Source organism: Brooklawnia sp., from assembly GCF_049651565.1.
GTDB lineage: Bacteria > Actinomycetota > Actinomycetes > Propionibacteriales > Propionibacteriaceae > Brooklawnia.
Genome location: NZ_JBASCI010000281.1, coordinates 1 through 5,401 on the forward strand (window position 1 = coordinate 1; position 5,401 = coordinate 5,401).

At 67.8% G+C, this 5,401-nt stretch carries 4 protein-coding genes and 1 pseudogene; 4 read left to right on the top strand and 1 reads right to left on the bottom strand.

The genetic code is table 11. From position 1 onward, the window contains the following. Positions 1 to 560: pseudogene (locus WBL05_RS13735) on the top strand (polyphosphate kinase 2 family protein); the annotation flags it as partial. Positions 561 to 573: 13 nt separating this feature from the next. Here WBL05_RS13735 and WBL05_RS13740 read toward each other — a convergent pair. Continuing rightward, positions 574 to 1,356 carry a sirohydrochlorin chelatase gene (locus tag WBL05_RS13740; protein WP_424226719.1) on the bottom strand — a complete coding sequence of 261 codons (783 nt, stop codon included), beginning with the start codon at positions 1,354 to 1,356 and terminating at the stop codon, positions 574 to 576. Positions 1,357 to 1,760: 404 nt separating this feature from the next. Between WBL05_RS13740 and WBL05_RS13745 the strand changes: the two genes are divergently transcribed. The 3 genes from WBL05_RS13745 (at position 1,761) to WBL05_RS13755 (ending at position 4,985) form a co-directional block, all read left to right on the top strand. Beyond that, positions 1,761 to 3,698 (top strand): heavy metal translocating P-type ATPase, encoded by a 1,938-nt coding sequence (locus WBL05_RS13745; RefSeq protein ID WP_424226721.1) that lies wholly within the window; start codon positions 1,761 to 1,763, stop codon positions 3,696 to 3,698. Positions 3,699 to 3,740: 42 nt separating this feature from the next. Continuing rightward, the gene (locus tag WBL05_RS13750) at positions 3,741 to 4,646 is read left to right on the top strand and encodes a quinone oxidoreductase family protein (RefSeq protein WP_424226723.1); all 906 of its coding nucleotides are present in this window, start codon (positions 3,741 to 3,743) and stop codon (positions 4,644 to 4,646) included. A 99-nt stretch (positions 4,647 to 4,745) separates the two neighbouring features. Then, positions 4,746 to 4,985, top strand: coding sequence for a heavy-metal-associated domain-containing protein (locus WBL05_RS13755; RefSeq protein ID WP_424226724.1), 240 nt, complete (start codon positions 4,746 to 4,748; stop codon positions 4,983 to 4,985). The last annotated feature ends 416 nt before the right edge of the window (positions 4,986 to 5,401 follow it).

Genomic DNA, 5,401 nt, shown 5'->3' on the forward strand with positions numbered 1-5,401 from the left:
AGTCGTTCAAGGCACCCACCGAGGAGGAGCGCGCCCAGGACTTCCTCTGGCGGATCCGCCGCGCCCTGCCCGGGCCCGGCAAGATCGGCATCTTCGACCGTTCACACTACGAGGACGTGCTCATCCAGCGGGTCGAGTCGATGGCTTCACCCGACGAGATCGAGCGACGCTATGGCGCGATCAACGAGTTCGAGGCCGAACTGGTGGGTTCGGGCATCACCGTGGTCAAGTGCTTCCTGAACGTGTCCAAGGCCACCCAGCGGGAACGGCTGCTGGCCAGGCTGGACAACCCGGACAAGTACTACAAGTACAACACCAGCGACGTCGACACCGCGCTCAAGTACGACGACTACATGGCCGCGTACAGCATCGCGATGACCAGGTGCAACACCGCCGCCGCGCCGTGGTACGTGATCCCGGCCGACCGTAAGTGGTACCGCAACTGGGCCATCGCACACGTCCTGCTGGAGACGCTGGAGGGGCTGCGGCTCGGCTGGCCGGGCGCCGATTTCGACGTCGACGCCGAACGGGCGAGAGTCGAGGCGCTGCCGACCGAGTAGCCGGCAGCTGCCCCTACAGGGCCTGGTCGTTCAGCTCCAGCTCGCCGGTGGTCTGGTCGTCCAGCATTGCCATGGCCGTGTACGCGTACCTGGCCATCGCCAACTCGGCCAGCCGCGGCTCGGCCCCGATCGGTGCGCTCACCGCGAGCGCACCCGACTCGAGCGCCAGCTCCGCCTGCTGGCGGTAGGCGACGGTCGGGGCGATGTAGACCGAGCCGACCGCAATGTGCCGGCGGCCGAGCTGCCGCAGACTGCTGATCGCGGAGGCGACGTCGTGGCCAGACTCGTCACCGTAGGCGACCAGCACCGGGAGCCGGTGGTGGGCAGCCCACTGCCGGGCGCGGCGGGCGATCAGACCTGCGCCGCGGGGGTCACCGCAGGCCGGGTTCGACAACACCAGGCCGTCGAGTTCGGTGGCATTGGCCGCCGACAGCGCGTTGCGCAGCCGGACGTCGAGGATGTTCAGTAGTTCAACCGCCGGCCCGATCGGACGGGCCATGGTGATCCTGGCGTCCGGACGATGCCTGCGGGCCGCGAGCAGCACCTGCTGCATCTCGTCGGTGGGCTGGCAGACCCGGGACAGGTCCAGCGGAACCATCACGATCTCGCCCACGCCGCGGTTGGCCAGCGTCCCCACGACCTGGGGGCCGGTGGGTGGACAGGTGTCGGTGAAGGCCAGGTGAATCGAGAGGGCTGGGCGCTCGCTCTGAAGCTGGTGACGCAAGGCGTGGTACACCTGCTCCACGCATGGGTGCACGGTTCCCTGTGCCAACAGGATCAACGCCGGAGCGTTCATCGGCCTACCTCCCTCACACCTGGTGTCCGGAATCCTTCCGCTTGGTGCCGACCAAGGTACTTTCCGACTTGAACCTTTCAAATTGCAAATCCTGTCTCGAATCGCGAGACGCCTCGGCGGGAAACTTTGCGGTTGACACCGCACCGGGAGGTGTGCTCAGCGGGTGCCGGCCGGAGGATTTTCGGCCGCCTTGCGTTGGTATCCGACCTGAAGCCGCCCTCCTGCCACCTGGGTCGCGACCTACGCGGACCACCCGCGCAGACACCGGGAGTGTGTCGGGGCGTCTCGCCGGTGGGCCGAACTGCGCGCTTGATGCCGGTCAAGGCGCCCGTTCCGAGGGTTCCGTAACTTCGAGATTGAGCGGGCGGCGAGAACGCCCAATGCACACGAAGAAAGGTTCAGCCATGACAAACGTCCACCAGTGGCTTCACAACCGCTGGGCAGTCCCCGTCATTTCGGGGATTCTGATCCTGGCGTCGATCCTCACCGCTAATCTGGGCGGCGCCCAACTCCCGGCAGACCTGTTGATGATCGCAGCAGCAGTGGTCGCGGGAATGCCCATCGTCGTCAAGTCCGTTCGGGCGCTGCTGGTCCGCGTGATCGGCATCGACCTGCTGGTGTCGATCGCCGCGATCGGCGCGGTCATCATCGGCGAGTACTGGGAGGCGGCCGCCGTCACCTTCCTGTTCGCCATCGGTGGGGCCCTGGAGAACGCCACCTTGAGCAAGACCCGCTCGGCGCTGGCCGAGTTGGTCGCGGTCGCTCCTGACACCGCCGTGGTGCTGCGTGACGCACAGCAGGTTGAGATCTCGGCGGCAGAAGTTGAGCCGGGGGAGACAGTGTTGGTCAAGAACGGCGCCAAGGTGCCGGTGGACGGCATCGTCGTCGGTGGTAGCGGCGCTCTGGATGAGGCTTCCATCACAGGTGAATCAATACCGGTGGAGAAGACGACCGGCGACACTGTCTTTGCCGGCACCATCTCGACCGGCGGATTCCTGCAGGTCGAGGCCACCGGTGTTGGCGCAAACACCACGCTGGCCCGAATCATCCACCGCGTGGAAGAGGCCCAGGACGCCAAGGCCAAGACGCAGAAGTTCATGGACCGCTTCGCCAAGTGGTACACCCCCGGCATCATCCTGCTGGCGCTGGTCGTCGGGCTGATCTCCCGGGACGTCGTGTTGGGTCTCACGCTGCTGGTCATCGGTTGCCCCGGCGCCCTGGTCATCTCCATCCCGGTGTCAATCGTGGCCGGTATCGGACGTGGCGCTCGTGACGGCATCCTGATCAAGGGCGGGGAGTACCTGGAGACCTCGGCCAGGATCTCGGCGGTCGCGCTGGACAAGACGGGTACCCTGACCGAGGGCAGACCGGTATTGACCGATGTGGTGGTGCTGCACGACGACATGGACGCCGACCACGTCCTCACCATGGCCGCCCGGGCCGAGACCGGCTCCGAGCACCCGCTGGCGCGTCCCATCATCGAAGGCGCGGTCGAGAAGGGGCTGGACATCACCGGAATGCCATCACACACCGAACCGGTGCCGGGCAAGGGCATCATCGCCACATTGATCGACCACCGGGTCCTGGTCGGCAACCTGAAGCTGCTGCAGGCAGAGGACATCGACACCGCGGCTGCCGAGCCGGTGGTCAATGACCTCGCCTCACAGGGCAGGACCCCCATGGTCATCGCCTGCGATGGCCAGGTGCTTGGTGTGCTGGGCGTGGCGGACAAGGTCCGTCCGGACGCCGCCGAGATGGTGCGCCGTCTGCACGCCAACGGGGTGCGCGACGTGGTGATGCTGACCGGTGACAGCCAGCGGGTGGCCGAGGCGGTCGCCGCCCAGGTGGGCGTCGACGAGGTGCGGGCCGGCCTGCTCCCGGAGGACAAGCTCGACATCGTCACCCAACTCCAGCGGGCTGGTCACGTGGTGGCGATGGTCGGCGACGGCGTGAACGACGCCCCCGCCCTTGCCACCGCCGATATCGGGGTCGCCATGGGCGCAGCCGGCACCGGTGTGGCGATCGAGACTGCCGACATCGCCCTGATGGCCGACGACCTGCTGAAGCTGCCGCAGGCTGTCCGGCTGGCCCGCCGCACCGTCGCCAACATGCGGCAGAACATCGCCATCGCGCTGCTGACCGTGGCTGCCCTGCTGAGCGGCGTGCTGTTCGGTGGCGTCACCATGGCGATCGGGATGCTGGTGCACGAGGCCTCGGTGCTGGTCGTCATCGTCAACGCCATGCGGCTGCTGCGGCCCGACAAGAGCCGGGACGTCAGGCCAGCACCTCAGCAGGCCCCGACCAGCGATACTGCACGCGTCTTCGTCGAAGCCGCCGGCTGACCGCCCGGCAACCCCTAGCCAAACCAGAGGAGGAAACCACAGATGTCCAAGGTCTTTGTCTTCACCCAGTACGGCGGCCCCGAACACCAGGAACTGCGCGACCGCGAGGTGCCCCGGCCCGGGCCCGGCCAACTGCTGGTCGAGGTCCGAGCCGCCGGGGTGAACCCCTACGACGTCAAGTTCCGGTCCGGCCGGGTCGGCACCGACCGACCGCTGCCGGCCGGGCTCGGCTCGGAGGTGTCCGGGATCGTCGCCGCTGTGGGGGAGGGGGTCGACCAGTTCCAGGTGGGGGACGCCGTGCTGGCCGCCGTCCCGCCCGGTGTCGGAGGCATCGCCGAGCACGCGCTCGTGACCGCCGAGTACGCCGTGACCAAGCCCGATGAGCTGAGCTTCGCGGCGGCCGCAACGGTCCCGGTCGCCGCCACCACTGCCTACGACCTGACCCACCAGGTCGAGTTGGACGCCGGCGACACCGTGCTGGTGATCGGCGCCGGTGGCGGCGTCGGCCTGATGGCCGCCCAGATCTGCCGGGTGCACAAGTTCCGGGTGATCGGGGGCGCCAGCGAGTCCAAGCGCGAACTGGTCGAATCGACCGGGGCCGAGTTCGTGGTATCCGGCCCGGGCTTCGCCGACCGCGTCCGCGAACTGGCCCCCGATGGCGTCGACCTGGTGATCGACCTGGTTGGCGGCGAAGTGCTGCGCGAGGCGGCACCGCTGGCCAGGACGCCCGACCGGGTGATCTCCGCCGCCGACCGCGGCGTCCTCGACCTCGGCGGAGCCGTGCGCAAGCGCGACCCGCAGGCGATGGCACGGGTCGCCGACGTGCTCGCCGCAGGCCTGGTCGACCCACACATCACGGCAACCTTCCCGCTGGAGCGAGCGGCGGACGCGATGGCGGTGGTGGAGTCCGGGCACGCCGCCGGCAAGACAGTCGTCGAAGTGGCTTGACGCACGTCAAGGAACCAGATCGTCGCAGTGCCTATGGTTTCAAGTGTCGGGACGGAAAACCGTCCAACCGGCCCAGACTTTCAGGAAAGGAAACACGTAATGAGCACCAACACCCAGAACACCACCCACACCATCCTTCGCGCGGAGGGCTTCTCCTGCCCCTCCTGCGTCTCCAAGATCGAGAAGCAGGTCGGCCGGCTCGCCGGCGTTGAAGACGTGAAGGTGCACTTCGCGTCCTCACGGATCGAGGTCGACCACGACGAGCAGAAGGCCAGTGTCGATGACCTGGTGGCGGCAGTCGGCAAGGCCGGCTACAAGGCCAAGCCGTCGGCCTTCTGATCGAGGACTGACACCCACTCAACAACCGGCCCCGGGAGCACCTGCCTCCCGGGGTCTTGGCTGCCCCGGCGGGTCCATCGCAGCCGCACAGACGCCCCGGGCCGGCGCCACTGCCGCAGACCATACCGCGGTGGGTGTGTCCAGGCCGGTTGGGTACAACTGTGAGCCAGTGGCCGAAGTGCGCCGGCCGACCTGCCGTCCAGCTGTGTGCGACCACGTCAAACCGCCCGGACCCCCGGCTATGGTGGGCCACAGGACCACCCAACCAGAAGGAGCAACAGCCATGGCTAAAGCCTCCGTCAGCAAGGCCAGCACTAATTGGGAAGGCAGTCTGTTCAAGGGCACCGGCCAGACCAAGCTGGAAACCTCCGGCCTGGCCGCGTTCGACGTCAACTGGGGCAAGCGCGCCGAGTCCG